The organism is Nitrosomonas eutropha (assembly GCF_900116685.1).
In the GTDB taxonomy this organism is placed as follows: Bacteria; Pseudomonadota; Gammaproteobacteria; order Burkholderiales; family Nitrosomonadaceae; genus Nitrosomonas; species Nitrosomonas eutropha_A.
In genome coordinates this window covers 24,926-50,457 of the sequence record NZ_FPBL01000003.1, presented here as the reverse complement: position 1 = coordinate 50,457, position 25,532 = coordinate 24,926, and the positions used below count along the sequence as shown (strand labels likewise).

At 45.7% G+C, this 25,532-nt stretch carries 25 protein-coding genes and 2 tRNA genes; 14 read left to right on the top strand and 13 right to left on the bottom strand.

All coding sequences use genetic code 11. The features are described from left to right. Positions 1–53: 53 nt before the first annotated feature. The 3 genes from BM331_RS04800 to BM331_RS04790 are packed head-to-tail and all read left to right on the top strand — an operon-like array spanning position 54 to position 2,343. Positions 54–518 (top strand): cytochrome c-type biogenesis protein, encoded by a 465-nt coding sequence (locus tag BM331_RS04800; RefSeq protein WP_371265333.1) that lies wholly within the window; start codon positions 54–56, stop codon positions 516–518. Continuing rightward, positions 515–1,855 carry a c-type cytochrome biogenesis protein CcmI gene (ccmI, locus tag BM331_RS04795; RefSeq protein WP_074927570.1) on the top strand — a complete coding sequence of 447 codons (1,341 nt, stop codon included), beginning with the start codon at positions 515–517 and terminating at the stop codon, positions 1,853–1,855. The genes BM331_RS04800 and ccmI overlap by 4 nt, the downstream gene beginning before the upstream one ends. Before the next feature lie 32 nt (positions 1,856–1,887). Next, positions 1,888–2,343 carry a peroxiredoxin gene (locus BM331_RS04790; RefSeq protein WP_074927568.1) on the top strand — a complete coding sequence of 152 codons (456 nt, stop codon included), beginning with the start codon at positions 1,888–1,890 and terminating at the stop codon, positions 2,341–2,343. A 51-nt stretch (positions 2,344–2,394) separates the two neighbouring features. Here the strand turns inward: BM331_RS04790 and BM331_RS04785 are convergent, their stop codons facing one another. Next, positions 2,395–3,378 (bottom strand): malate dehydrogenase, encoded by a 984-nt coding sequence (locus BM331_RS04785; protein WP_074927566.1) that lies wholly within the window; start codon positions 3,376–3,378, stop codon positions 2,395–2,397. A 230-nt stretch (positions 3,379–3,608) separates the two neighbouring features. Between BM331_RS04785 and BM331_RS04780 the strand changes: the two genes are divergently transcribed. From BM331_RS04780 to BM331_RS04760, 5 genes are all read left to right on the top strand, one after another. Beyond that, positions 3,609–5,027, top strand: a complete 1,419-nt coding sequence (locus BM331_RS04780) for a dihydrolipoyl dehydrogenase (protein ID WP_074927564.1) — start codon at positions 3,609–3,611, stop codon at positions 5,025–5,027. A 365-nt stretch (positions 5,028–5,392) separates the two neighbouring features. After that, positions 5,393–6,727 (top strand): tyrosine-type recombinase/integrase, encoded by a 1,335-nt coding sequence (locus BM331_RS04775; RefSeq protein WP_074927562.1) that lies wholly within the window; start codon positions 5,393–5,395, stop codon positions 6,725–6,727. Positions 6,728–6,908: 181 nt separating this feature from the next. Next, on the top strand, positions 6,909–7,127 hold the full coding sequence (locus tag BM331_RS04770) for a helix-turn-helix transcriptional regulator (protein ID WP_074927560.1): 219 nt from the start codon (positions 6,909–6,911) through the stop codon (positions 7,125–7,127). A 1-nt stretch (position 7,128) separates the two neighbouring features. After that, on the top strand, positions 7,129–7,311 hold the full coding sequence (locus BM331_RS04765) for a hypothetical protein (RefSeq protein WP_074927558.1): 183 nt from the start codon (positions 7,129–7,131) through the stop codon (positions 7,309–7,311). Between the two features lie 104 nt (positions 7,312–7,415). Further along, complete coding sequence (locus BM331_RS04760) at positions 7,416–9,851, top strand: DUF3987 domain-containing protein (RefSeq protein ID WP_074927557.1); 2,436 nt, start codon at positions 7,416–7,418, stop codon at positions 9,849–9,851. An 867-nt stretch (positions 9,852–10,718) separates the two neighbouring features. On the opposite strand, the gene BM331_RS12360 is transcribed toward BM331_RS04760, so the two are convergent. The 3 genes from BM331_RS12360 to BM331_RS04745 form a co-directional block, all read right to left on the bottom strand. Then, the gene (locus BM331_RS12360; protein WP_074927555.1) at positions 10,719–10,943 is read right to left on the bottom strand and encodes a helix-turn-helix domain-containing protein; all 225 of its coding nucleotides are present in this window, start codon (positions 10,941–10,943) and stop codon (positions 10,719–10,721) included. Then, on the bottom strand, positions 10,940–11,263 hold the full coding sequence (locus BM331_RS04750; RefSeq protein WP_074927553.1) for a hypothetical protein: 324 nt from the start codon (positions 11,261–11,263) through the stop codon (positions 10,940–10,942). Before BM331_RS04750 ends, BM331_RS12360 begins: the two co-directional genes overlap by 4 nt. 447 nt (positions 11,264–11,710) lie before the next feature. Then, positions 11,711–11,786, bottom strand: a tRNA-Met gene (locus BM331_RS04745). A 339-nt stretch (positions 11,787–12,125) separates the two neighbouring features. Here BM331_RS04745 and BM331_RS04740 point away from each other — a divergent pair. Further along, positions 12,126–12,947, top strand: a complete 822-nt coding sequence (locus BM331_RS04740) for a TrmH family RNA methyltransferase (RefSeq protein WP_074927551.1) — start codon at positions 12,126–12,128, stop codon at positions 12,945–12,947. A 69-nt stretch (positions 12,948–13,016) separates the two neighbouring features. On the opposite strand, the gene lplT is transcribed toward BM331_RS04740, so the two are convergent. After that, positions 13,017–14,282: a lysophospholipid transporter LplT gene (gene lplT, locus BM331_RS04735; RefSeq protein ID WP_074927549.1), complete on the bottom strand. Its 1,266-nt coding sequence runs from the start codon at positions 14,280–14,282 to the stop codon at positions 13,017–13,019. Between the two features lie 334 nt (positions 14,283–14,616). On the opposite strand from lplT, the gene BM331_RS04730 reads away from it, so the two are divergent. From BM331_RS04730 to BM331_RS04720, 3 genes are all read left to right on the top strand, one after another. Next, positions 14,617–14,922 carry a hypothetical protein gene (locus BM331_RS04730; RefSeq protein ID WP_074927547.1) on the top strand — a complete coding sequence of 102 codons (306 nt, stop codon included), beginning with the start codon at positions 14,617–14,619 and terminating at the stop codon, positions 14,920–14,922. A 111-nt stretch (positions 14,923–15,033) separates the two neighbouring features. Next, the gene (locus BM331_RS04725; RefSeq protein ID WP_074927545.1) at positions 15,034–15,276 is read left to right on the top strand and encodes a hypothetical protein; all 243 of its coding nucleotides are present in this window, start codon (positions 15,034–15,036) and stop codon (positions 15,274–15,276) included. Positions 15,277–15,306: 30 nt separating this feature from the next. Further along, complete coding sequence (locus BM331_RS04720; RefSeq protein ID WP_074927543.1) at positions 15,307–16,104, top strand: carbonic anhydrase; 798 nt, start codon at positions 15,307–15,309, stop codon at positions 16,102–16,104. 208 nt (positions 16,105–16,312) lie between these two features. Here the strand turns inward: BM331_RS04720 and BM331_RS04715 are convergent, their stop codons facing one another. From BM331_RS04715 to BM331_RS04690, 5 genes are all read right to left on the bottom strand, one after another. Beyond that, positions 16,313–16,936 carry an alpha/beta hydrolase gene (locus BM331_RS04715; RefSeq protein ID WP_074927541.1) on the bottom strand — a complete coding sequence of 208 codons (624 nt, stop codon included), beginning with the start codon at positions 16,934–16,936 and terminating at the stop codon, positions 16,313–16,315. 242 nt (positions 16,937–17,178) lie between these two features. After that, the gene (locus BM331_RS12355; protein WP_371265338.1) at positions 17,179–17,478 is read right to left on the bottom strand and encodes a sigma 54-interacting transcriptional regulator; all 300 of its coding nucleotides are present in this window, start codon (positions 17,476–17,478) and stop codon (positions 17,179–17,181) included. A gap of 312 nt (positions 17,479–17,790) precedes the next feature. Beyond that, positions 17,791–18,132: a hypothetical protein gene (locus BM331_RS04700; RefSeq protein ID WP_074927537.1), complete on the bottom strand. Its 342-nt coding sequence runs from the start codon at positions 18,130–18,132 to the stop codon at positions 17,791–17,793. A 210-nt stretch (positions 18,133–18,342) separates the two neighbouring features. Further along, positions 18,343–19,494: a DNA polymerase IV gene (gene dinB, locus BM331_RS04695; RefSeq protein WP_074927535.1), complete on the bottom strand. Its 1,152-nt coding sequence runs from the start codon at positions 19,492–19,494 to the stop codon at positions 18,343–18,345. A 630-nt stretch (positions 19,495–20,124) separates the two neighbouring features. Beyond that, a tRNA-Leu gene (locus tag BM331_RS04690) sits at positions 20,125–20,209 on the bottom strand. A 98-nt stretch (positions 20,210–20,307) separates the two neighbouring features. Between BM331_RS04690 and rnr the strand changes: the two genes are divergently transcribed. Then, the gene (gene rnr / locus BM331_RS04685) at positions 20,308–22,512 is read left to right on the top strand and encodes a ribonuclease R (RefSeq protein WP_074927533.1); all 2,205 of its coding nucleotides are present in this window, start codon (positions 20,308–20,310) and stop codon (positions 22,510–22,512) included. 36 nt (positions 22,513–22,548) lie between these two features. After that, entirely contained in the window at positions 22,549–23,331 is a 783-nt protein-coding gene (gene rlmB / locus BM331_RS04680; protein WP_074927531.1) for a 23S rRNA (guanosine(2251)-2'-O)-methyltransferase RlmB, read from the top strand. Between the two features lie 70 nt (positions 23,332–23,401). On the opposite strand, the gene BM331_RS04675 is transcribed toward rlmB, so the two are convergent. Genes BM331_RS04675 through BM331_RS04665 form a run of 3 tightly spaced genes read right to left on the bottom strand, consistent with a single transcriptional unit; the run spans position 23,402 to position 25,347 of the window. After that, complete coding sequence (locus BM331_RS04675) at positions 23,402–23,827, bottom strand: ExbD/TolR family protein (RefSeq protein ID WP_074927529.1); 426 nt, start codon at positions 23,825–23,827, stop codon at positions 23,402–23,404. Further along, a complete protein-coding gene (locus BM331_RS04670) occupies positions 23,827–24,621 on the bottom strand; it encodes a MotA/TolQ/ExbB proton channel family protein (protein ID WP_074927527.1) in 795 nt (264 codons plus the stop codon). The genes BM331_RS04675 and BM331_RS04670 overlap by 1 nt, the downstream gene beginning before the upstream one ends. A 3-nt stretch (positions 24,622–24,624) precedes the next feature. Beyond that, positions 24,625–25,347, bottom strand: a complete 723-nt coding sequence (locus tag BM331_RS04665) for an energy transducer TonB (protein WP_074927525.1) — start codon at positions 25,345–25,347, stop codon at positions 24,625–24,627. Positions 25,348–25,532 lie beyond the last annotated feature (185 nt).

Below are 25,532 nucleotides of genomic sequence, written 5' to 3'. Positions count from 1 at the left end.
TAATGATGAAACAACTGATATGTATGAAAGTTGGCTCGTTAAAGCGTTGCTTAATGGTGCTTATCTTGTCTCTTGTGGCCTTCCAGGGTTATGCAAATGAAGCAGTACCGGTTGCAGAAGATCCCGAACTTGAGAATCGGCTGAATAATCTGGCAGAGAATTTGCGTTGTCTGGTATGTCAGAATGAGACGTTGGCTGCATCACGTGCTGATTTCGCTAATGATATGAGGCGAGAAATCAGAGAACAAATGCATATGAATAAAAGTGATGAAGAAATTGTGGATTTTCTGGTAGCTCGCTACGGAGATTTCATTCTTTTCAACCCTCCCTTTAAATCAATAACATGGTTGTTATGGTTCGGTCCGTTCACTTTGCTTTTGGGTGGTGGTGCTGCTCTCATTTTTTATTTGAGGCGTCGTCGTATCCAGATCAAGGAAAAGGATGTGCCGCTGACAGAAAATCAGCGTTTGCAAGCTGAATCTCTTATTAAAGAAATGAACAAGGATCAAAGTATATGACGGTATTCTGGGTTTTAGCCGGTATATTCATCACGATAGCGTTACTGTTTGTTATACCCGCTTTGCTGAGAAGTAAAAAACCTGAATCTCAGGATCAGGTCGAGCGCCAGGCTGCAAATATTACTATTTACCGTGATCAGCTTGCGGAACTGGATCGTGATCTGCTTGACGATGTACTTTCCAAGAAACAGCATGAACTCAGTAAGCAGGAGTTACAAAAGCGGATGTTGCAGGATTTATCTGAAGATGATGAAACTCCCCGCGTAACTTCTGTCAATCGTCATGGCGCTATTGTGAGTGTTATTGTTGCCTTGGCAGTCCCACTTGCTGCTATCTACCTTTATCTGGTGATTGGAGATACTCGCGGGCTGCTTCCGCAATCTCAACTGGCTAATGCTACGCAGTTTCAGGGGGGGGATGCGGAAGGAATGCCGCCGGATCATGCTGAGATCAAGGCGATGGTTGACAGTCTTGCCGCCCGTCTTAAGGATAATCCGGATGATATAGAAGGCTGGGTGATGCTTGGGCGTTCTTACATAATCATGGAGCGTTTTGATGAAGCAAGCACAGTCTATGCCAAACTGGTTCAAATGGCTCCGGATAACCCCCAATTCTTGAGTGATTATGCCGATATGCTGGCCATGACGAATAATGGCAACTTACAGGGTAAACCTGCTGAGTTGATCAGCAAGGCACTTGATATAGATCCGGATTATCCTAAGGCATTAGCTTTAGCTGGTACGCTTGAATTTGAGCAGGAAAAGTTTGATCAGGCAGTTACTTATTGGGAGCGCCTGTTGAATGTTATACCCGCTGACGCAAAAGATTCGAACTTTTATAAATCCGTGAGTGACAGTATCGCTCAGGCCAAATCTCTGGCCATGAAAGGTAGAAATGAATCTATCCCTATACAGCTGGCGCAGAATTCAAATGTGGAGAGTGATCTGCCTGTGAAATTGTCTTCTGGTGAGAAACAGGAAGATGCTGCGGGTGTCCCAAGCGTTTCTGGCTCAGTTACTCTGGATGCCTCATTGGCAGCAAAGGTTTCGCCTGATGATACGCTTTTCGTTTTTGCAAGGGCTAGCCAGGGGCCAAAAATGCCATTGGCTATTTTGAGGCTGCATGCCAAGGATCTTCCAGTTTCGTTTAAGCTTGATGACAACATGGCTATGACACCCGCGATGAAGCTCTCAAGTTTTCCGGAGGTGGTGGTGGGGGCGAGAATTAGCAAAACCGGACAGGCTATTCCTTCTAGTGGTGATTTTGAAGGTCACAGCACTCCCGTAAAAATTGGTGAAGAAAATATTTCTATCACAATTGATCATGTTGTCCCGTAAATTTAATTTGTTGATGAGAGGTATATACTTGTATGTTAGTTGATTTGATCCCTGATTTTGAGTTGGCCTCCACAGGTAACAAACAGTTTCGTCTGTCAGATATAAAGAGCAAATACTTGGTTATTTTCTTTTATCCGAAAGATGATACACCTGGTTGTACTAATGAGAGTCAACAATTCAGGGATCTATATCCAGAGTTTGTACAGGCAGATTGTGAAATCATTGGTGTTTCTCGTGACAGCCTGAAATCACACGAAAAGTTTAAAGAAAAATATAATTTTCCCTATGATTTGCTGAGTGATACCGATGAGGTAGTGTGCGAGCTGTTTGGTGTCATCAAGATGAAGAATATGTATGGTAAGCAGGTACGCGGGATAGAGCGCAGTACATTTATACTTGACCGGGAAGGCAAGCTATATAAAGCGTGGCGAGGTGTTAAGGTTCCAGGGCATGCTGAGGAAGTTCTGACATTTATCAAGAAAATATAATGTGATAAACACTTGATGAGTTCAGAAACCATAGAATTTGGTTCCATGATTTCAGGGTAGCAAGTGCCTGATTGAATCCAGTTCCTGAGTTAACTCGTTGTAGGCAGCATCTAACCTGGTACGGGAAAATGGGTTGATTTCAAGTCCCTGTACAATTTCCCTCATGCCATTTTTGCAGACAACCGGGAAGCCATAAATTACCCCCTCCGGTATTTCATAACTACCATCGGATAAGATTCCCATCGTGGTCCAGTCACCTTCATCTGTTCCAAAGAACCAGTTACGCAGATGACCAATAATAGCATTAGCTGCACTGGCTGCACTGGATAAACCACGTGCCTCGATTACCATAGCACCTCGTTTTTGTACCGTAGGGATAAAGTAGTTTTCGATCCAAGTCGAATCTTTGATGAGGTTGACGACTTTGGTATCACCGATCTCAGCATGATACAAATCAGGAAATTGAGTGGATGAGTGGTTTCCCCACACAATCATCTTTTTGATATTGCTGACCGGCTGGTTTAACTTCATTGCAACTTGTGATAATGCCCGGTTGTGATCGAGCCGGAGCATTCCTGAAAAATTTTCGGCTGGTAAATCTGGGGCATTCTTCATAGTGATAAGGGTATTGGTGTTGGCTGGATTTCCCACCACCAGGATTTTTGCATTACGTTTGGCCACTTGATTCAGGATCTTACCCTGATTTCTAAATATTTCGCCATTGGTCTGTAGTAAATCCTTGCGTTCCATCCCCTTACTGCGAGGGCGGGCCCCAACCAGTATCGCTATATCTGCCTGATCAAATGCCACCATCGGGTCGTGAGTGGCAATAATGCTAGCCAGCAGCGGAAACGCACAATCCTGGAGTTCCATGACCACGCCATCCAGTATTTTTCTGGATTCCGGAATATCGAGGAGTTGAAGAATAACGGGTTGGTTGCTGCCCAGCATGTCTCCCGCAGCAATTCGAAATAACAAGCTGTAGCTGATTTGCCCAGCCGCACCAGTGACGGCAATACGAACGGGTGAAAGCACCAGATTCTGCTCCTTGAGTATTTAATATATTTCCTGACAGGAAAAGAGAATTGGTAAAAACAATTGGTAGGAATTATACCGATAAACTCAATTGACAAGAAAGGTAAGTATCACCCAGACTGTAGTTTCCTGGGTTTTAAGTTGAGAATGAGAACAACAAGCCGCTTGGCACGTAAATTGCGAAGTGCTGTCTCATTTACTATCCAAATTAATTGGAGACTCGATTACTAATGCATAAATTTGATGTGGTAATTATTGGTGCGGGTAGCGCTGGCTTGTCTGCCTTGCGGGAGGTAAGAAAACGAACCGATAACTTTGTATTGATCAATGATGGCCCGTGGGGTACTACCTGCGCGCGAGTTGGGTGCATGCCTTCTAAATTATTGATCGAGGCAGCCAATGCTTTTCAGCGACGATTTAGTTTCGGTGAGTTCGGGATTATGGGCTCGGATCAACTGAAATTGGATGATAAAAAGGTTCTGCAGCGCCTTCGCAGGCTGCGTGATGATTTTGTTGCCAGTACGCTTAAAATAACCAGTGATTTAGGTGAGCGTGCGATATCAGGGCGTGCACATATCCTGTTTCCGGATCAGGTAATGGTCAATGGAGAAAAGATTTGTACTCGTAAAATTGTTATTGCAACAGGTTCCCGGCCTGTGGTACCCAAAGACTGGCCGAATCTTGGCAAACGTTTGCTGACGACAGATACTCTGTTTGAGCTGGATACGTTACCACAAAGTATGGCTGTTATCGGAATGGGCCCAGTTGGCCTGGAAATGGCCCAGGCATTATCCAGACTTGAGGTACGTGTAACGGGCTTCGGATCTCGTGGTTCAGTAGGGGGAGTAAGCGACCCCTACATTAATCAGATAGCAGTGAAGCTGTTGTCAGAAGAATTTCCACTTTATCTTGGTAGCAGAGCAAGTGTTGCTGTAAATCCAGATAATAATGTGATTACAGTCCGTGCAGAGAATACCGAGGTTGAAGTAGACAGTGTACTGGCTGCATTGGGGCGACAGCCAAATATAGATGGTATCGGTCTTGATGCACTGGGTATAACACTTGATGAAAAAGGATTGCCACCAGTAAATCCAATTACACTACAGATTGCAGACTTACCGGTATTTCTGGCAGGGGATGCAAATAAACGTCTTCCTCTATTGCATGAAGCTGCAGATGATGGGCATATTGCCGGTTTAAATACAACAAGCGAAGAATTAATCTGCTTTAAGCGCCGAGTACCGTTGGCTATTGTGTTCACTGATCCCAATATCGCCGTGGTTGGTCAATCCTTTCATTCAATTGAGCGCGAAAATATTCAAATAGGTGAAGTTTCTTTCTCTAACCAGGGACGGGCACGTTCAGCCCAGTCTAATCGTGGTGCTTTGCGTGTATATGCTGCAGCGAGCAATGGCCGATTGCTGGGTGCGGAAATATGCGCACCATCTGGAGAACATTTCGCTCATTTGCTTGCATTGGCAATCGGTCAGTCTCTAAATGTATGGGATTTGTTGCGAATGCCGTTTTATCACCCAGTGTTGGAAGAAGGTTTGCGTACAGCATTACGTAATCTGGCATCCAAGCTTCCAGCGTGTAGTAAGTCAGATCTAGCGGCTTGCGATTCTTTTAATTCCGAGGCGCTTGACTGAACGTACCCCTTGAACTTATACGTCAATAGACGTGGGCCTAAGTCAATTTACTTTCAGTTGTCACTTATTAGCTTAAAAATCAGATAAACCAGGATGACCGTACTGATTGTGATTGCATATCAGCAACACAGGTTGCTAAGCGGATAATTTTGGATGGTGGCGAATCAGGGATCTGAACGCCGGACCAACGGATTATGATTCTGCAAAACACACCCATCCCCCTCAATCCCAATCAACACAAATTAGCTGTTAAGTCATTGTAAACATAATAATATTATGTTTTATCACACCCTCATTGAATTGATCAGAATTGAGGCATATTGTATAATCCGGGGTACATAGGGGGTACACGGAGGGTACACAACATGAGATTAACACCAGGTCGTATCGACAGCGCCACCTGCCCTGCTGACAAACAGCAGGTTATTTTAAGAGACGATGAACAGCCGGGGCTTGGGCTCAGAGTTACAGTGGCCGGGGCGAAATCATTCGTTTATCAAGGCAAGCTGAAAGGCCAGCTGATCAGAGTCACGCTGGGTGATGTAAAAACATTGGGTCTCAGTGATGCTCGTGCTAGAGCGGCTAAGATGCGTGTCATGGTTCTTGAGGGGCGTGACCCTCGTCAGGTAAGAAACGAGCTGGCTGCTGCTGATAAAGCTGCACGAAAGAAAAACCAGCTTGAATCTCACCCCGCCCTGCATGTGTGGGCAGCCTATATCGAGGCCAGAACGCCTGAATGGAGCACTCGACACAAAACCGATCATGACACTATGGCCCGTGAAGGTGGCGGACTAATCACACGAGGCAGACGGCCCGGTAGGGGTGATAAAAAACAGCCTGGGATATTGCGCCCACTGTTGGAGCTGCCCTTAAAGGACATTACCTGCGAGCGTGTTACTGAGTGGGTTGATGTGGAGCGTGCCTGCCGCCCTACCCGTACAAGATTAGCCTTATCTTTGTTAGGTACCTTTCTGGTGTGGTGTGAGGACCAAACAGACTATAAAGACCAGGTGCAGCCTGATGCTTGTGCCCGTATGAAGAAGAAACTCCCTAAACCAACAGTAAAACAAGACTGCTTACAAAAAGAACAGCTACAGCTATGGTTCGCTGCTGTGAGACAGATAAGTAACCCGATCATAAGCGGGTATTTACAGATTTTATTATTGACTGGTGCGCGTCGAAACGAGCTGGCTGCACTACGTTGGGCCGATGTTGATTTAAAGTGGGATAGCATCACGCTGCACGATAAAGCTGAGAGCAGGGGTGGGCTGGGTGGGAAACGGACAATCCCATTAACGCCATACGTCAAAGAGTTATTGTTAGGCCTGCCTCGGGTGAATGAGTGGGTGTTTTTTAGCAAGACTTCCAAGAGCGGGCACATCGCAGAACCACGGATCGCACATAACAAGGCACTCACGGAAGCAGGACTGCCACCACTTACATTACATGGGCTGAGAAGGTCATTTAGTACGCTTGCTGAGTGGGTGGAGGTGCCAGCGGGTGTGGCGGCGCAAATTATGGGGCACAAACCATCGGCAATAGCTGAGAAGCATTATAAACGCAGGCCATTGGACATGTTGAGGTTGTGGCATGTGCGTATCGAGTGCTGGGCACTAGAGCAAGCTAAAATTCAAAGTAAAATTCAAACTGAAACTGCTGAGGTCATCCCGCAGCAACGAGGTGCAGGCATAGGCGTTTAACTCAGTGAATTGGGCGTGCCTGATTGCCTACATGAGAGCGGCAATCAGATTTAGTTAGGAGGAATAAAACAAATAACGTCCTATAATAACTTCAACCGCTAGATATAGTTAATACTCCCGTGAATTCATTGTAACGCCATTATGTCTAGTTGAGTTTTTATTTACTTATGGAGTTATTCAAATGACTGACCAAAAACCCTACGTTGTACCTGAGACTGGCTGGTGTCGTTGGAACCAGATTAAAAGCCTTGTGCCTGTTAGCAAAGAAACCTGGCGGCAAATGGGATTGAACGGTACTGGCCCCACCCCGATTCGGTTGGGAGAGAGGACAACGCTATATCGTTGTGAAGATGTACGCCGCTGGCTAGCCGACCCACTTTTTTTCAAACAGGGGGGTTGACATGAATGGACTGACTACTGAGCAACTGGCAGAGAAGCTGAGCATGAGAGCTGCGTCTATACGATCGGGGTTTTGTAGAAATGGGAGCTATTTTGGCCTGACCCCGTTAAAGCTGCCAAACGGCCGGTTGTTATGGCCGGCTGATTCTGTACAAAAACTGCTGGAAAACGGGGAAGCGAAATGAATGAGTCACTGGTAAAACAACTAGCGGGACTGGGGGCAGAACAACAAGCCAAGCTGGTCAATGAAATGATTGAAATACTTGAATCTGGGGAGGGGTAAATAAAAATGGCCACCACACCGGGAAATGCAGCAGCCACACAAGTCATTGATAGTATAGCAAATAATGTTGTACATGTTAAGGGTTGGGTTGCGGCTATTGTTGAAATTCGCCCTAGTGATTTAAGTGAACTCGGAAAATATGCCCTGAAATATGCAGAGCTTGGCTGGCATGTTTTCCCATGTAAAGAAAACACTAAAGAACCGATACAGACTAACGGGTTTAAATTGGCAACAACTGATATTCAGCAAATCAAAGATTGGTGGACTAAATACCCAAACGCTAATATTGGTTTATGGCCATACCCTAGCGGGTTGTGTGTTATTGACATCGACACGAAACATGGTGGACAAGGCCCAACGCAGCTAAAAGATTTGGAGAATAAGCACGGTGCACTGCCTACCACCTTGATAGCACAAACGCCATCCGGTGCCTGGCACTATTTCTTCAAAAGCTCTGAGTCACTTGGTAATCATAAAATAGAGGCTGATATAGATATTCGCTCAGGCAGTGGTTATGTTGTGCTTGAGCCGTCTGCGTTTATTGGTAAAAAGGAAGGTGAGGCATCTGGTTGTTATTGCTTTGATGATTGGGATGTACTTAATAAACCCATGCCTTTTATAGCCGATCTACCACAGTGGGTTATAGATGTTCAGAAAGCTCGGATAGCTCCGAAAGTTAACACAGCCCCTGCGCAATTAACAAGCGACATTAATGACAGGTTTCAGCAATTTAAAGAAAGAAATCAGTCTGCCCTTCATAGGTGGGAGGGCTCTACAGCTGGGCTGAATGACGTGTCCGGTTCAGCAATGGATTTATCCATGTATGTTTTGATCAGAAATGGTGGATTTAATCATGCTGAAGCAAGAGCCATTATGGAGCCATGGGAGTACGGCGGGAGTGATAGACATAAAGAACATTACTGGAGCCGGTTGGAGGAAAAGTATAGTAATAACACTATCCCTAATGATATGTGGGACGACCCACAACCGCTAATAAGCAAAACCAACTCTAAACCCTACCCGATCGAAGCACTACCGCCAATCATTCGTGATGCCGTGGAAGAAGCAGTGAAGTTTATTCAAGCCCCGCTACCCATGATTGCTTCAACAGCATTAGGTGCAGTGTCGCTTGCTTGCCAAGCGCATTGTGACGTTAAGCGTATGGGCGAGTTGAGCGGGCCGTCAAACCTTTTTATGCTGACTATTGCTGAATCTGGTGAACGTAAATCCACGTGCAACGACAAATTTACAGCAGGTATCAGGGAGTATGAAAGAAAACAAGCTGTAATTAATAAACCAGAATTAGAAAAATATAACGCTAGTTTGTCCGCATGGAAAGCCGAGTGCACCGGGCTTGAACAAAAGATAATTCAGGACACAAAAAAGGGGGACTCAACTGATGACCCAAAAATAAAACTGGAAATCCTGTACCAGAAAGAGCCAAAGCCTCCAATGTGTCTCAGATTATTGTATGAAGATGTGACACCTGAAGCACTGGTTACTGAACTCAAGAAATGGCCGTCAGGTGGTTTGGTCTCGCCTGAAGCAGGGACTGTATTTGGTTCTCACAGCATGAAGGGTGATTCAATCATGAGTACCTTATCTAAATTTAATAAATTATGGGATGGTGATTCAATCACTATTGATCGTAAAACTACTGATTCTTTTGAGTTGAACAATGCACGTTTAACCATGTCGTTACAAGTGCAGGAAGAAACTATTAAGACTTTTATTGACAAGTCAGAGGGGCTGGCAAAGGGGACCGGTTTCCTTGCACGTTTTCTTATCGCTTGGCCTGAATCAACAATGGGGACACGCTTTATTAAAAATAAACCGGACTGTCTGGAGGGTACCCCGAGAATTGATATATTCAATGCCAGGATTACAGCAGTGCTGGAAACACCTGTGCCAATAGATGAGGATGGAGTTCACCCATTAATGTTGTCACTGGCACCAGATGCGCAAGGGGTGTGGGTGGACTACCACGACAAGATTGAACAAAAACTTTCTGTTGGCGGTGAGTTCCATGATGTTGCTGATATAGCAGCCAAATCAGCCGATAATGCTGCACGTGTAGCGGCCTTACTACATACGTTTTTAGGGAATGATAACAGCCAGATTACTAAGGAAACGATGCAAGCGGGGATCAAACTGGCAGAATGGTATTTGGAAGAATCTTGCAGATTCCTGGGAGAACTTATGTTGCCTACCGAGATGATTAATGCTGCAAAGTTGGATGAGTTCTTAATTAGGTATTGTACGGATAAATTAACGCGGGTAGTTGATAAAAGTACGGCGTATCAGAACGGCCCCAAGTCTGTTCGTAAAAGGGAATTGCTGCGTGATGCTATCAGTGAACTTGAAAACGCTGGTCGTGTAAGAATAATACGCATAGGTAGAAAAGACTCCCTAGCCATTAACCCGAAACTCTTCACAAAATAACTTAGGTGCCCTGAGATTCCGGGCACTTCTTTTCGTAATAAACATAATAGTGTCATGTTTATTCCAGCAATTTTAGCAATTTTAGCAATTTTGCCCTTAGCAACTATAAAAAACAACTCGCGCGGGGGTATCTATGCTCTTATGTATTACCCATTTGGTGTAAATCTAATATTATTATATTTTACTTTTATTAGTTTTAAGGGGCTTTTGTTTTGTGCTAAAAGGGTTTTTTATATTGTGCTAAGGGCAAAATTGCTAAAATTGCTAAAACTCAAATAAAAATGGGTAAATACAAACCACAAAATGACCCAATGACCCCCGCCCACCCGCAGGGGTTTGTGAGGGTACTTTCTGATAAAGTTATCAAGAAGGGCCAGTCTGTGTGGGGTACCCTCAGCTAACTACTAAGTTCAGAATTCAGAATGTAACCAGTTACGCTCCTGAAAAGTTAGGGCGCTAGTGCACCGAGTACTAAATCTCTAACCTGTCTTGTGTGGGGTACCCTCAGCCACTGAATTCAGCTGGTTCTCAAGCTCCCTCTGAGCCGATGCACCAGGGACTCAATGACTCAAACCGCTAAGTGACCCCTGCCCACCTAAAAATAATCGCATCTACAGGCACAGTGGCCGGGGTAATTCGCTTGTCACGGGGGGGTGTAGTGGGGTGGCTCAAGCCTGGCCCAAATCTGACTTAGTGCACTGAGCAAAGTTCGTTCAGAACATGGTGTAGGAGTGTGGGACTCCTAACTCTACAGGGGGGGGTGGTGGGTACCCGTGGGTCAGCTTGGTGGGTTTATCAGGGGGAATTAGAAGTCTTTGAAACTATGGGCAGACCAGACACCAGATCAGGCTAGCAAGCAAACATACATTACAGCGCTTCACTCAGCAGCACATACCGCCCTTGCCTATGTCTTATACCAGCGCTGTCAAATTGCCAGCTCCAATGAGTATCAATGAGGCAGCCTTTGTTCCTAAGCTCCATTAATCTACCAGCTGGGTGCATCACCCCTTTGCTTCGTAAGTCTAGTGTACTGGCTGGGCCTGCTCTCAGTACTTCAAGTATTAACTGCCTCTGTATTTTGTTCGTAGTCATTTGGTGCGGGCCTCCAACTTAGCCAGTCTGTGTTCTATGTTCTCCATCACTTTGACCAGGCTACCCATTATCTTTATTGTCTCGGGGGTTATGTCTTTAGTGACCAGGTGGGTAACTGTCTGCACCTTAACAGGTGGGATCACTCTCTCAAGTAGTAGCTTGCAGGCGTCTATATCACCGCGGCCTGCTGCCTCCGCCAGAACATCCAAACACACAAACGACTTAGCCGCCATCCGCCTGCGAGCCTCTACCACATGCGCTGTTGTGCCACCCCTTTGGTTGCCCAGATAAATTTTATCGGCCTGTTGTGCTTGAGTCATTAGCCCCGCCCGTAAATGCGAATCTTAATTCAATATCACTAAGACACATTATAGATCATAAAGTATAAAGTTCAAGTAAAACAACGGGTTGAGTGCTACTTACAAGGCACTGGGTTTATAGAGTGATAATTCTAATCGAGGGGTAGGCTTACCCTTACCCACCTGAAAATAATCGCTTAAATCGCTACGGTGCGGGGTGTGTTTTTACTGGTGTACAGGTGTGATAGTGAATTTTTAGGAGCGCGATATGGAGATTAGCCGGTCTGTGTTAGATAACGAATAATTTCGTTTATTGGGGTAGCTTTTGAAAGTCTGGCTTGATCAAACGGCCAATTAATTTTGGAGTGTGGCGGGTATAATTTACTGCTGAAGGGTACATGCGGGGTACACGAACTAAAAAAGACAAACCAAGTGCCTCGCCATAATCGCGTAAGTGCTTGATTTTAATGGTGGCGAATCAGGGATTTGAACCCCGGACCAACGGATTATGATTCCGCTGCTCTAACCACTGAGCTAATTCGCCAAGTATCTGAACGACAGAGCGCGTATTCTGCCTTTTGCGGGGGAGGTAGTCAAGACCGATTACTTTTCCTTTGCTTCGGAATTAAAACAGGTGCAGGTCGCTGACCCCCGGTATTATTGGTTCTCAATAGAAAATTATCCAGATTAGTATTTAATATTCTCTTGAATTTTATGCTCTTTATGTGGTTCTTGCAGAGCTTGTTCGTGAATTCTGACAAAAAGAAGGTGGTTTGAGGATTAGGAGAGAACAACAATCTTGAAACATTTATTTTTCTCGTTATGTCCTTGGTAGTATTCTGTATCAATCCGTAATCAAAGTAACATGTAGATCTCAAGCAATATGCGCCATATAACCTCTCGCGAGCATCCCCTATTTAAGAAGCTGTTCAAGCTGCAACGTTCATCACGACAGCGCCGTAATGAAGGACTTGCTTTGCTTGATGGCATCCATTTGCTGCAGTCTTATCTTGCTTCAGGAAGACTTCCGGAATTGCTGATCGTTAGCGAATCGGGAGGCCAGCATGCTGAAATCAATCAGCTGCTAGGTAGTATTGATCAAGATCTTGGAAGAGCTGATTGTCTAATGTTGAGCGATGCGCTGTTCAATCAGATATCATTGGTCAAAACGCCGATTGGTATTATGGCGCTTGTTCGCATTCCCCAACATACCCGGTCTGTTGACTCCTGTGAAGATTCTTTTTGCATCGTTCTGGAAGCTATTCAGGATCCAGGTAATCTGGGTTCAATTCTGCGTTCTGCGGTTGCTGCGGGTGTTAAAGATGTGTTCCTGTCTGTTGGTTGTGCTGATAGCTGGTCGCCCAAAACATTAAGAGCCGGTATGGGAGCACATTTTTCTTTGAGAATCCATGAAAATTCCGATCTGATCCAGATTGCTTGTCAATTTAATGGAAATGTTATAGCGACAGCATTGGCAGGTGCTGACAATATTTATCATACAGACCTGCGGGGGCCGGTCATGTTTGCTTTTGGTAATGAGGGGTGTGGTGTATCGGAAGAGCTGCTAGAAGTTGTACGTGAACGTGTGGTAATACCTATGCCAGGGTGTGCCGAATCACTCAACGTTGCTGCAGCTGCTGCAATTTGTTTATTCGAGAAAATTCGGCAGGAGAGTTCTGGCGGGGATTATTTGCGAGAGCGGTAAACGCTATTTCGCTTAACTGTTGTGATATATCAATAACATCCCTTGATTTCTCGCAGACAAAGTAAAAACTCAGAATTGTCGTTTCTGTGTTCCTATCAGGTGTAATGAATCTTGCTTGCTCTGATTACTCAGATGCCATTTGCGAACCATGATCATGGTGGTAGATACAAACAACCCGAACAGAGCGATTACGGTATAAATATGCACATCAAACCAGATCAGCAGTGCATATAGTGACAACATGGTAAGAATACCAAGATTTTCATTGAAATTCTGTACCGCGATAGAGTGTCCGGCACCCATCAGAATATGTCCGCGATGTTGCAGCAGAGCGTTCATAGGTACTACGAAGAATCCGGCCAGCCCACCAATTATGACCAGTAAAACAACAGCTGGCCAGATATCCTGAACTGTGACGATGAGGATTACCACAATTCCCATGACAATCCCCAGAGGAATGACATCCAGCGATCGGCGTAATGAAACCAGCTTTGCTGCCAGAACAGAGCCCAATGCAATACCAACAGCGACAACACCCTGCAGTAGTGCGGCTTTGTTTAATGCATAGCCAAGCGCCACTTCAGCCCACTTCAGTACAATGAACTGCAGCGTTGCTCCCGCCCCCCAAAACAGGGTGGTAACCGCTAGCGAGATCTGACCAAGCTTGTCAAACCACAATAGCTTTACACAACGCACAAAGTCGTGAAACAGGAAAATCGGATTTTTTTTGAGTATCCGGTGATCAATTCCGGTATCAGGTATAAATAAATTGGTAATGGCAGCAATAATGTAAAACAGCATAATGACTATGATGCTGGCATCTACAGCGGTATTGATCAAAGGGAGATTTGCAGTGAGCAAAACGGAAGCAACAGAAGGGGTAATGAGCAGGCCGCCAATGACTGTGCCGAGAATGATCGATGCAACCGTCAGTCCTTCCATCCAGCCGTTGGCAATCACCAGTTTCTCCGGGGGTAGCAGTTCTGTAAGGATGCCGTATTTTGCTGGAGAATAAGCTGCTGCTCCTAATCCAACGACCGCGTATGCGCCCAGTGCAGAAAGCTGATGTGCCGCAAAAAACAGTAATGTGCAACCGATAATTTTGATTGAGTTGCTGATAAACATGACCCAGCCCTTGGCCATGGAATCTGCGAATGCGCCGACAAGCGGGGCGAGCAATACATAAAATAATACAAATACGAATTTGAGCATGGGGGTGAGGTACTCGGGAGCATGCAGATCAATCAGCAGGGCAATGGCCACAACCAGCAGGGCATTGTCTGCCAGTGATGAAAAAAATTGCGCCGCCATGATGGTATAAAATCCGCGTCCCAAATTGTTCTCCTTACCTGCTTGTTCAATAACCTGAAAACCTGATGCTGGCTTTTCTGCTATGGGCTGTTTTAATACTGCAGCTTTATATCATGAAAATTGTACTGAGCGTATTCCGGCTTTCAAAGTTTCCAGATTCTATTTAGAAAGAAGCGGTTCCAGTGCAATATTGAGCCACCATATAAGTTGATGGAGAGAGTAGTTCATCGGCTAAACTTTGCAAGCATCCGGATAGCTTGAATTTTTAACTGAATATTGTGTGTCCGGGAATATCGGCGCGAATAGTTATGAGAGCCTCCAGGTTGAGGGGTGATTATCTTGTTTCGGAAGGTTTTTTATGGCGAGCTATGTTGGTGATGTTGCCATTGCATATGAGAGCGCATCGGGATCTGTATTTTTTGAGCAATATGCATCCGATATTACGAGGCGTGTAATTGAAAGACCGGTTTGTGATGTGCTTGAAGCACAGCAGGGACGGGAGCATGATATTGCGGATGTAAGCGTTTTATGCGCAGCTGATAATAACTCGGTCATCGATGGAATTAGGGAACGTGGTGAAGTGAATCTTGCTGATGTTGTCGAGACCCTGGCTAAAATATTTACCGGAGAGTATGGTTCGAATCCTGCACATTTCCCAATGTAGGCCATATTGTTTGAAATGGAGAAATTTTGAATCATCATATCTTGTTGTTTTTTCTATTGAATGAATCGAACAAAATTTTGCAATTTGCATATTTGCAAAAGGAGGAAAATAATGTGCATTAAGCTTTTTCTGATTGCTATGTTGAGTTTGAGTATTTCTTGCTTTGCTGAATCGGGGGGAGGTCAACCTCAATCGTTGTCAGTTACTAATCAGGCCGAGCCTGTTTCGACCGAAAATAGACAGCCGGCCCAGATTAAGGCAAAAAATAAAAAAACTGAATCACAGCCTTTACAAGAGATTGGCTTAGATAAAAAATCTTTAATGATCGATTATTGCAGGAAACATACCTGCTAATTTAATAACAATTATGATAGGAATTAACTCGTGAGAACTAAAATACTGGCAAATTTGGCTTCTATAATCTTTATAAGTTACGTAACCGTTGCAGTCTCTGCTTCACCTCACTGGTCTTATGAGGAAGAGCCTTACTGGGGAGCGATTGAAGATGCCTCCCAATCGATACCATTGCGTTATCCCTATGCAGAATGCGGTATTGGTAAACATCAGTCGCCGGTGGATCTGGCAGATACAAAGATTGTGAAATCCAGGCCTCTAAATAAACTTGCGGCACAGTATGGTACAGATACGCCATCTTTCTTCAATACAGGGCATGCCATACAAGTTAATACCTCCCGGAATTTTACGGGTGGATTAAAAGTCGGAAAGGAATTGTTGCCCCTGGTTCAACTACATTTCCATGAGCCTAGCGAACATGTTTTTGGGGACAAAAAATTTCCTGCGGAATTACATTTTGTACATATCAATAAGGATGGAAGAATTGCGGTACTGGCCGTGACCATCAATATCGGAAAAGAGAATGCGATGTTCCAGACTGTTCTGGATAATATGCCGTATGAAAGCGGTAAAGAGAATTCGACTTCCGGAGTTAAGTTCAAACTGGAAAAATTATTACCGTCAGGTGTGAATCCAGCTAATCTGAAATATTTAACGCTGGCTGGTTCATTGACGACCCCGCCTTGTAGCGAAGGCGTTCAATGGTATATTTTGACAAAATCAATCACGATTTCAGCAGCTCAATTAGAGCAAATGAAAACTTTCTACAGTAATAATGCCAGATCAGCACAGGATCTGAATGAAAGATCGATTCTTTCAAACCAGTAATCTGGTGAGCTGTAAATAATTCTTCCCTGGATTGCTCTAGCATCCGGGGAAGTTCCTTATTTGTTTAAACTTTTCTCGGTTCCATCACGTATTTTGGTTCTTACCTGTTTGGCGGGTTGTCAAATCGCAGATTAAGCATCAGTTTTTTGTGTGTGCCCGACACGGGTGGCATAGGGGGCAGGCACACTGACCGCCTCTATCCCGATAACTACGCACAGTTCTGCAAAATAATGTCTTTCAGAACGTTCAGTTTACCGTGGAAAAAATGTTCGGCACCGGGGATGATGGTCACAGGCAATGTTTGCGGTGTGGCCCAATCCAATATACTTTGCAGCGGCACGACGGTATCCTGATCCCCTTGGATGATCAGAATATGCTCAGCATAATCAATTACAGGCGGTGCTTGCAGGCGCTCAACAGCAGGCGCGACCAGTATCAGCTTGTGAGGCCGCAACTGCTGTGCAACATGTGCCTGGACGGCGCCGCCAAATGAAAATCCGGCCAGTATCAGTGGCAAGGGGGTTGATCCGGTGTCATAACGCTCCCGGATAGATTGCGTGACAGCAAGCACATCCTCGATTTCTCCTTTCCCTTCCGCATAACTGCCTTCACTTTCGCCTACCCCGCGAAAATTAAATTTCACCGTGATGTACTGCTGCTCGATGAATGCCCTGGCAAGAATATAGATGATCTTGTTATCCATACTGCCATGATAAAGCGGATGCGGGTGAGCCACGACTGCAATGCCATGCGGTACATCATCCGGCAGTATGACAACTGTCTCCAGCTTCCCGGCAGGGCCGGTGACAAAGAATCTTTGCTCATTTAGCATAAATACTGAATCCTGTGATGTAGATGAGTTGGTATGGCAAATAATTATAGGAGGCTGTTACTGAACATGGAAAAGGTACTTGCTTTGAAGAACTGAATTTATGTTACCTGAACTGCACGGAATTTTGAGGGGCTTCAATTTTAAATTCCGGTAAAAATGATCATCTGCTCATTTAATTCCTCTGTCGAATTAATAATTATGGCCTAGCTTCCTGTCCGGAATTGCTGAGTCACTACACATCTTCAGAAAGTACCTGGCCAGCAGAAGAATGTCTTCAGTGCGTTCCCGCAAGGGAGGCAAATGACAGATATAGCTGGCGATACGGTAATAAAGATCCGCGCGGAATTCGCCTTTTTAACCTGTGCCAAGAGATTGCGGTTGGTCGCGCAAACCAGACGGAATGACGTACGTTGCCAAGCATTGCCGCCAACTCGCTTGAAAGTATGTTCCTGAATGACGCGTAGCAGCTGAGTTTGTAGAGCGAAAGTCAACTCGCCTATTTCATCAAGGAACAATGCACCACCGTTTGCGAGTGCAAATATGCCATCCCGTGAGGATACCGCACCTGTGAACGTGCCCCGTTCATGCCCAAAAAATTCACTACCGGATCATTCCGGAACGATAGTGCTGCAATCCAGTATTACCAGATCACCTTTGTCGGGGCGAGCGTCCAGAGCGTGAAGCGTGAATGAGATTTGCCAGCAATTCCTTGCTGGTACCGCTTTCACCCGGGATCAGTACTGAAGAATTGGTAAAATGAGCTACTTCAACAACCTAGCGCAGAATTGCTTTCAGGGCTGAACTTTCTCCTACCAGCGTATTCTGTACAGCAGGTGAATTTACCATGCAATCTATTATTTCCCAGCGCTGCAGGCGGGTAATGATTTCGTAGGTGATTGCCCTGTACATGTCAAGATATCGCAGGCACCTGCTTCCAGAAGCCGCCAGATAGTATTTCCTGAAATGGCGCAATCGCAACAGAAAAGGGTCGGTATCTGCCCGCTATGACTAAGCTCACGTAACTGTTCACAAGTTTCCGATGTGATTTCCTTGCTGAAAACCACGCCAGGATGACCGGAAAGGTAATTATCATGATCCTGTATTTCGATTCCCTGTTCGATCAGGGAAACGGCAATATCGTGAACAACCTGTTTCTGATATCCGTTCATCCGGTGAACCCATACCTTCATGGTCATTTCAACCTCCTTCACTGGTATTTTCAAACGAAAAAGTAGTGTTTTAATGAAGTGAAAATTGAAGAGGGCGTGTGTCAGCCAGGCTCCCGATGGGCCATGATAAGGAAGGAGAATGAAAAACCTCTTTGTATCATTCTGATGGCTGTGATATTCATGGCTTTCCTTTTGACCGACTGCGGATAAATTTACAGAATAAGGGTTTTTTATCGGCTACAAGAACAGTTCTTCCTGGAAAAGATGGCTTTCTTCCATGAGTTCATCAGCTCGGGACAGGTTGCTGGCACGAACGCCGAGCAATCTCAGTTTTTGTTCGAGAGGAACGCGCCGAAGGCAGTTTCCAGCAGCCTTGCGAATGGTGACTACATCAGCGGTGGGGGTGCATAAAGTTTGATCGCGTGTGACGGTTTGGAAATTTTCATACCGCAGCTTGATGCCGATAGTTCGTCCGACATAGCCTTTGTGGTGCAAATCTTCTGCAATATGTGTGCATAATCCGGTAAAAATAGCGGATAGTTTTTCCCGATCCTGGTGTGCGTGCAAATCTCGTTCAAAGGTGGTTTCGCGGCTGATTGATTTAGGTTCCGAGCTGGTTACCACCATGCGATCGTCGTTGCCAAGTGCTGCTTGATGCAACTGCAGTGCGTAACGCTGACCAAAGTGAAGCTGAAGCAAGCCTGGCTCGGTATTGGCTAACTCTCCAATTTTATGGATACCCAGATTTGCGAGTTTCGCTTGCGTTTTGGGGCCAATACCATTGATTTTATGAACGGGCAAAGGCCAGATTCGATGCGGGATATCAGCATGTGTCAGGATAGTCAATCCATTCGGTTTTTCGAGATCAGAGCAGATTTTTGCCAGCAGTTTGTTGGGAGCTACTCCAGCCGAGCAGGATAACCCAGTGGTTTCGTATACCGCCTGTTTGATACGCAGTGCAAGTGGAGTTGTTTCATCGGGATGTTTGCTCAGGTCGATATAAATTTCATCGATACCACGATCTTCTATATGCGGGGTGATGTTAGCGACCGCATTTTTAAATAACTGCGAATAATGACGATAAGCATCGAAATCTGCTGGTAACAATATGGCGTTGGGTGCCAGTTTTGCAGCCTGCATAATTCCCATCGCTGAAAAAATACCGTATGCACGCGCTTCGTAAGTTGAAGTTGTTACTACACCACGACCGGAATATTCGCACAGCTTTGCATATAAACATGTTCCATTCTGTTGCATGATTGGTTGGTGGACTGATCGGCCACCAATGACGACAGGCAATCCTCGTAATTCCGGATAACGCAGCAGTTCTACCGATGCATAAAAAGCATCCATATCCAGATGAGCGATACGGCGATTTTTCATGTTCATGAAGCGAGAATGTTTTTGAGCAGACTCCAGTGTATAAAAAAGCTGTAATCACTGGCTGTGAAAATAATCGGGCTGGCCACCCAAGCTGTACTGGCGAAATTTAACGGTGTGGGATCAAATGCTATCGTGAGAGGAAGTTGTCTGGCGGTATTCATCTGTGGCTTGATGTATTTCCAGGTATCCGTATATTTGATGATACGATGCGTTTTGTCTTTACATCGATGTGGGTGCTGTAGTTGATAAAATTATTACCGTCTTATTCCATTTCTGAATTAAAACTAACTTTATCGGCTTCGCCTAGCCGTATTATTTATACTGTCTGCGGCTCGCCTTCGTGTCATTTTTGATTTGGGAATGGAATTAGCACCTGTTCAATATCTCACTGAAGGGCGCATTATGGCGTTGAAATTGAACTGCATCCCTTGATCGAGACCTTGAACAGGTTCTTACAAAAGTTGCAGAGTAATTCGAGCGGTTAGCCGAGTAGAGCTGAAGATATGAAAGTCGAGGATTTATTCGGATATTGATTGCGTGTATCGGGAATATTGCCTGATTAAATTACACTGGCTTCACCAGAGAATCTATACAATACAAGTTAATACCAAGTGTTATTTTTTGAGGAAAATACAATGGTGCCCAGAAGAGGACTCGAACCTCCACACCCGAAGGCACATGGACCTGAACCATGCGCGTCTACCAATTCCGCCATCTGGGCATTATTTTAATTATTGCTGTGTTGCTGCTTGGTTTTGTGAAAACCAGACTGGTATAAACAACACATGAAGACCGCAAATTCTATAGGAAACCTTCGATTTGTCAATCAAGAGAAAAAGAAACAAGAAAAATCAGCTTCGCGAGCTTGATCCTTTTTTGAAGCGTGAACAGACACGTTACGGGGTAGCGCTTCCCAGTCGTGAATTTATCCTGGAGGTATTGGATAAACAGGGAGTACCAATCAGCGAGCCCAAGTTGTTTGAGTTGCTGGATATTACTGCTGAAGAATCCGAATTTTTTCATCGCAGGCTGTCTGCGATGATACGTGACGGGCAGATTATCTGTAATCGCAAGGGTGATATTTGTGTAACAGACAAGCTGGAACTCGTAAAAGGAACCGTGCAAGGGCATAGTGATGGCTTCGGTTTTTTGATTCCGGATGATGGCGGCACTGATCTGTTCCTGACTCCAAAAGAGATGCATAAAGTGTTGCATGGTGATCGCGTAATCGCCAGGCTTACCAATGATGTGGATCGGCGGGGACGGCGGGAGTGCAGAATCGTCAGGGTGCTGGAGAGTGTTAATACGCACCTGGTTGGTAGGTTATATGAAGATCACGGTATTTTCTTTATCGTGGCTGAAGATAAACGTATTAACCAGGATATTCTGGTTCCAAAAGAAAACATCATGAATGCGCATGCCGGGCAAGTGGTGATGGCAAACATTATTCAACAGCCAGGACAACACGCTCAGCCTATTGGCCATATCGTTGAGATTCTGGGAGATTATGCAGCTCCAGGAATGGAAATTGAAATTGCATTGCGCAAATTTGATTTGCCCCATGAATTTTCGCCAGAAATCATTTCCGCCAAGTTCCCCAAGAAGGTTCTGAAGAAAGAGCTTGCCAAGCGGGAAGATATTCGCCATTTGCCGCTGGTAACAATAGACAGTGAAACAGCTAAAGATTTTGATGATGCCGTTTATTGTCGCCAGGAAGGCAAGGATTTCAGATTGTTTGTTGCCATCGCCGATGTCAGCCATTATGTGCGAGATCAGGATGCGCTGGATAAAGAAGCATTTGATCGCGGCAATTCAGTTTATTTCCCGAGACGAGTTATCCCAATGTTGCCGGAAGTGCTTTCAAATGGGTTATGCTCGCTTAATCCGGAGGTCGATCGGCTGTGTATGGTGTGTGAAATGCTGTGGACTGCCAAAGGAGAGTTGAGCGAATATCGTTTTTATCCGGCAGTGATGCTTTCTCATGCGCGCCTGACTTATAACATTGTTGCCGAGCTACTGGATCAGCCCAAAGGGAATACCGCAAAAGAGTATGCACCACTGCTGCCGCATGTTCAGTTGTTGTACCGGTTGTTCAAGGTGCTGCATAAATCCCGCAGAAAACGGGGAGCGATTGATTTTGAGACCATTGAAACAGAAATGGTTTTCAATAATCAGGGCAAGATCGAGAGAATATGCCCGGTAGAGCGTAATGATGCTCATCGCTTGATTGAGGAGTGCATGCTGGCGGCCAATGTGTGTGCTGCTGATTTTCTGGAAAAACACCAACAGCCCGTTTTATACCGGGTTCATGAAGGGCCGTCCGATGAAAAATTGGTAGCGTTGCGAGATTTTCTGAAAGAATTCGGTCTGCAGTTACGCGGCGGTGATGAGCCCAGTGCCAAGGATTATGCCAGGACACTTGACCATATCCGGGAACGGGCTGACGCACAATTGCTGCAAACAGTGATGCTAAGGTCTCTTAGTCAGGCGATGTACAGTCCGGATAATGCCGGGCACTTTGGTCTGTCCTATGACATGTATACCCATTTTACTTCACCCATCCGGCGTTACCCGGATCTGCTGGTGCATCGTGCCATCAAGGCAGTGCTTGCCGGTAAACACTATGACCCTGGTGACTGGCATGAGATTGGAAAACATTGTTCACAAACTGAGCGCCGTGCTGATGAAGCTACGCGGGAAGTTGAATCCTGGCTCAAGTGCTTTTATATGCAGGATAAAATTAATGATTGCTTTGATGGCGTTATCACCGGGGTAACTGCATTCGGGCTGTTTGTTACCCTGGATGCCATTTATGTTGAAGGTCTGGTTTATATCTCAGAATTGCCCAGTGATTATTTTCGGCATGATTCGGTCAAGCATGTATTACGTGGTGAGCGCAGCGGGATCAGTTTCCGGTTAGGTGACAGCTTGCGAGTAAAACTTGTCCGGGTCGATCTGGCCACTCGCAAGATAGATTTTGTCCTTGCAGACAATAACAATACACGCAAGAAATCAAGCAAATAATATTCTTTCTCCTCCTCTCCATTCTTCATAGCCACTATGCCCCATTCTCAATACATTTTTGGCTTCCATGCCATTACCAGCCGTTTGCGGCAGCATCCGGGTAGCATCAAGGAAATTTATCTGGATACCAATCGACAGGATCAGCGTGCACGTGATTTGATGAATTTGGCTGAAACCACTTCCTCGCGCCTGATTCTCTGTAATCAGGATCGACTTTGTAAAATGACCGGTACGACTCGTCACCAAGGTGTGGCAGCCCATGTGATGAAGTTGCAGCAGTACACTGCACTTGAAGATTTATTGGATGGACTGACCGAGCCAGCATTTCTGCTGGTGCTGGATGGTGTGAAGGATCCGCACAATCTGGGAGCGTGTTTGCGTGTTGCTGATGCGTTTGGTGTGCATGCGGTGATAGTCCCCAAGGATCGGGCAGTTGGTTTATCGGCAACGGTTCATAAAGTTGCCAGTGGTGCAGTGGATGCCGTACCCTTTTTTGCCGTGACCAATCTGGCCAGAACTTTGCGAGAACTGAAGGAGGAGGGTATCTGGATCGTTGGTACAACTGCTGATGCATCCGACACACTTGATTCAATTACGCTGACAAGACCTATTGCCTGGGTGCTGGGTGCCGAGGGCGAGGGGATGCGTCGCCTGACCCGGGAAACCTGCGATCAGCTTGTCAGTATCCCGATGAGCGGCAGTATCGAAAGTTTGAATGTATCAGTCAGTGCCGGTATATGCCTGTTTGAAACCTGTCGCCAGTATGTTCAAAAGACAGAAACCGGATTGAATTCACCTTCTACGAAAGAAGTTGTTTGAACCGAGGGAGTGGTGGTTTGAGGAATGGTAGCTGGAGATACGACCAGATTGTGGATGAGCCCAGTCCCTGTCAGGGTTGTTTCTCGGTTGGGTCAGTCACAAAACCAATACGTGCCAACCCTGCGGTGGCAGCAATACTCATGACCTTGGCTACCAATTCATAATGCGTGTCACGGTCAGCACGAATATGTAACTCGGTTTTATCGGATTGTGCAACCGCCTCGGCAAAGCGTGCAGGTAGCTGATCCAGCGTAACAGGTTCTCCGCCCCAGTAAAAACTGCCATCTGCATGTATGGCAAATTCGATATGCTCCGGCTGGGTTTGATTGGGGGTGCTAGATGCCTTGGGTAAATCAACCTTGACTGAGTGTGTCAGCAAGGGGGCTGTAATCATGAAAATAATCAGCAATACCAGCATTACGTCCACTAACGGTACTACGTTGATTTCAGTCATGGCCGTCTTGCTCTGATAACGGGTTGAATCACCGAAAGCCATTAGTGCCCCTCTCCGCTGATAACTTCTGCTGATAGATTAGCTGGTTCTGCTACCCGGGTATGCTGCGAGATGGTTGATGTTTCTTTCTGAGGTGTTTTTTGATTATTTTCTTCGCTGGACTTGCTGCCTGTTGTCATGATGGTGTAGAGGTCATGAGCGAAATCATCCAGTTGAGCCATCCACAGGCGGTTGCGGCGTATGAAGGCGTTGTAGGCCAGTACAGCAGGTATGGCAACCGCCAGGCCCAAGGCTGTCATGATCAATGCTTCACCCACCGGACCAGCCACTTTATCCAGCGTACCCTGACCGGAGAGGCCAATCTGGATCAGGGCATGATAAATGCCCCAGACTGTGCCGAACAATCCAATATAGGGTGCAGAAGAGCCTGCTGAAGCAATGATGGTGAGACCGTATTCAATACGGGCCGCTTCCTGATCCAGACTATTGCGCAGCGAACGGGTGAGTAGCTCGTTTGTACCACCGGCTGTTGCCAGTTTCTCCAGTCCGTGCTTTTGTGAATCTGCAGTGGCGGTCAATGCTGTTTTAGCCAACTGAACAAACGCATGTCTATCAGTCATCGCGCTAATCTCTGCTTTAAGCTGGGGTACAGAATCAATATGCCAGAAATGCTTGAGAAAAACTTTTGCGCGGCGAGAGGCAATCATATTGCTAATACTTTTGGTCACAATCAAGTACCAGCTTGCCACTGACAAGGCGAGCAGAAGTATCAGTACACTCATTCCAACAGGGTCAACCTGTGTCAGAAAATTAGAAAACCCCAATGTTTTTTCCATCTATTAACTTCCTTCGATGACAAAATTAAAAGGCTGCAGGGCAATTGCCGGTACTGCTTGTCCACCGCGCGTTGCCGGCCGGCAACGCCAGGTTTTGACAGCAGACAGAGCGGCATTGTCCAGTCTTGAATATCCGCTGCTTTCGACAACTTTGGCGCTGCTTATACGACCTGTTTCATCCAGTTTTACCTGGAGTAGCAGCTTACCTTCCTCACCCAGGCGACGGGATAGGGCAGGGTAGGCAGGGCTGGCTAGATCAGGGCAGGATACAGACAGTTCGGAAGACAGGGTAACCGGGCCTGCTGGCATCTGTGCAGGTTTGGCTGCAGCTACTGTTTCATTGACGATTTTCTTTTCCGGTTCTGGCTCTGGTTTGTGTTCTTCAATGGGTGGTTCGGGTACAATCTTTTCCTGCTGGGTAACAGCAGGTGCTTTGGCTACCAGATGGTGTTTAGGTTGGAGTTGTACTTTCCTGACTGGTGGCTTGGGCTTTATCTGAGGAGGCATGTGTTCTGCTTTCAGCTCCGCTTTGGGCGCTTCGGCAACTTCTTCCTGCTTTTCAGGTGGCGCAATGAATTGCGCGTAAAGCGTAATCGTTTCTGGAGCCGTGGCGCTGAAGCGATATTGCCACATGCCATAAAGTACGGCAGCATGTGCTGCGATCACTACCAGGAAGCTGATGAGAGATATACCGGTAAGAACCGGTTTATGATGTATTTTAGCCATACTGTGTATGTTTTTTTGTTGACGCGATTTTAGAGTTAACTGTTTGGAGTTACGAAAACTAAAACACCTAAGTTAGCCAAGCTGAACATGCTTATATATTGATTTAGGATGCTATCAGAATTGATAACGATTATCAATATCCTCATCGCCTTGTTTAAAAATTTTAGACCAGCCTAGTGCCGGTT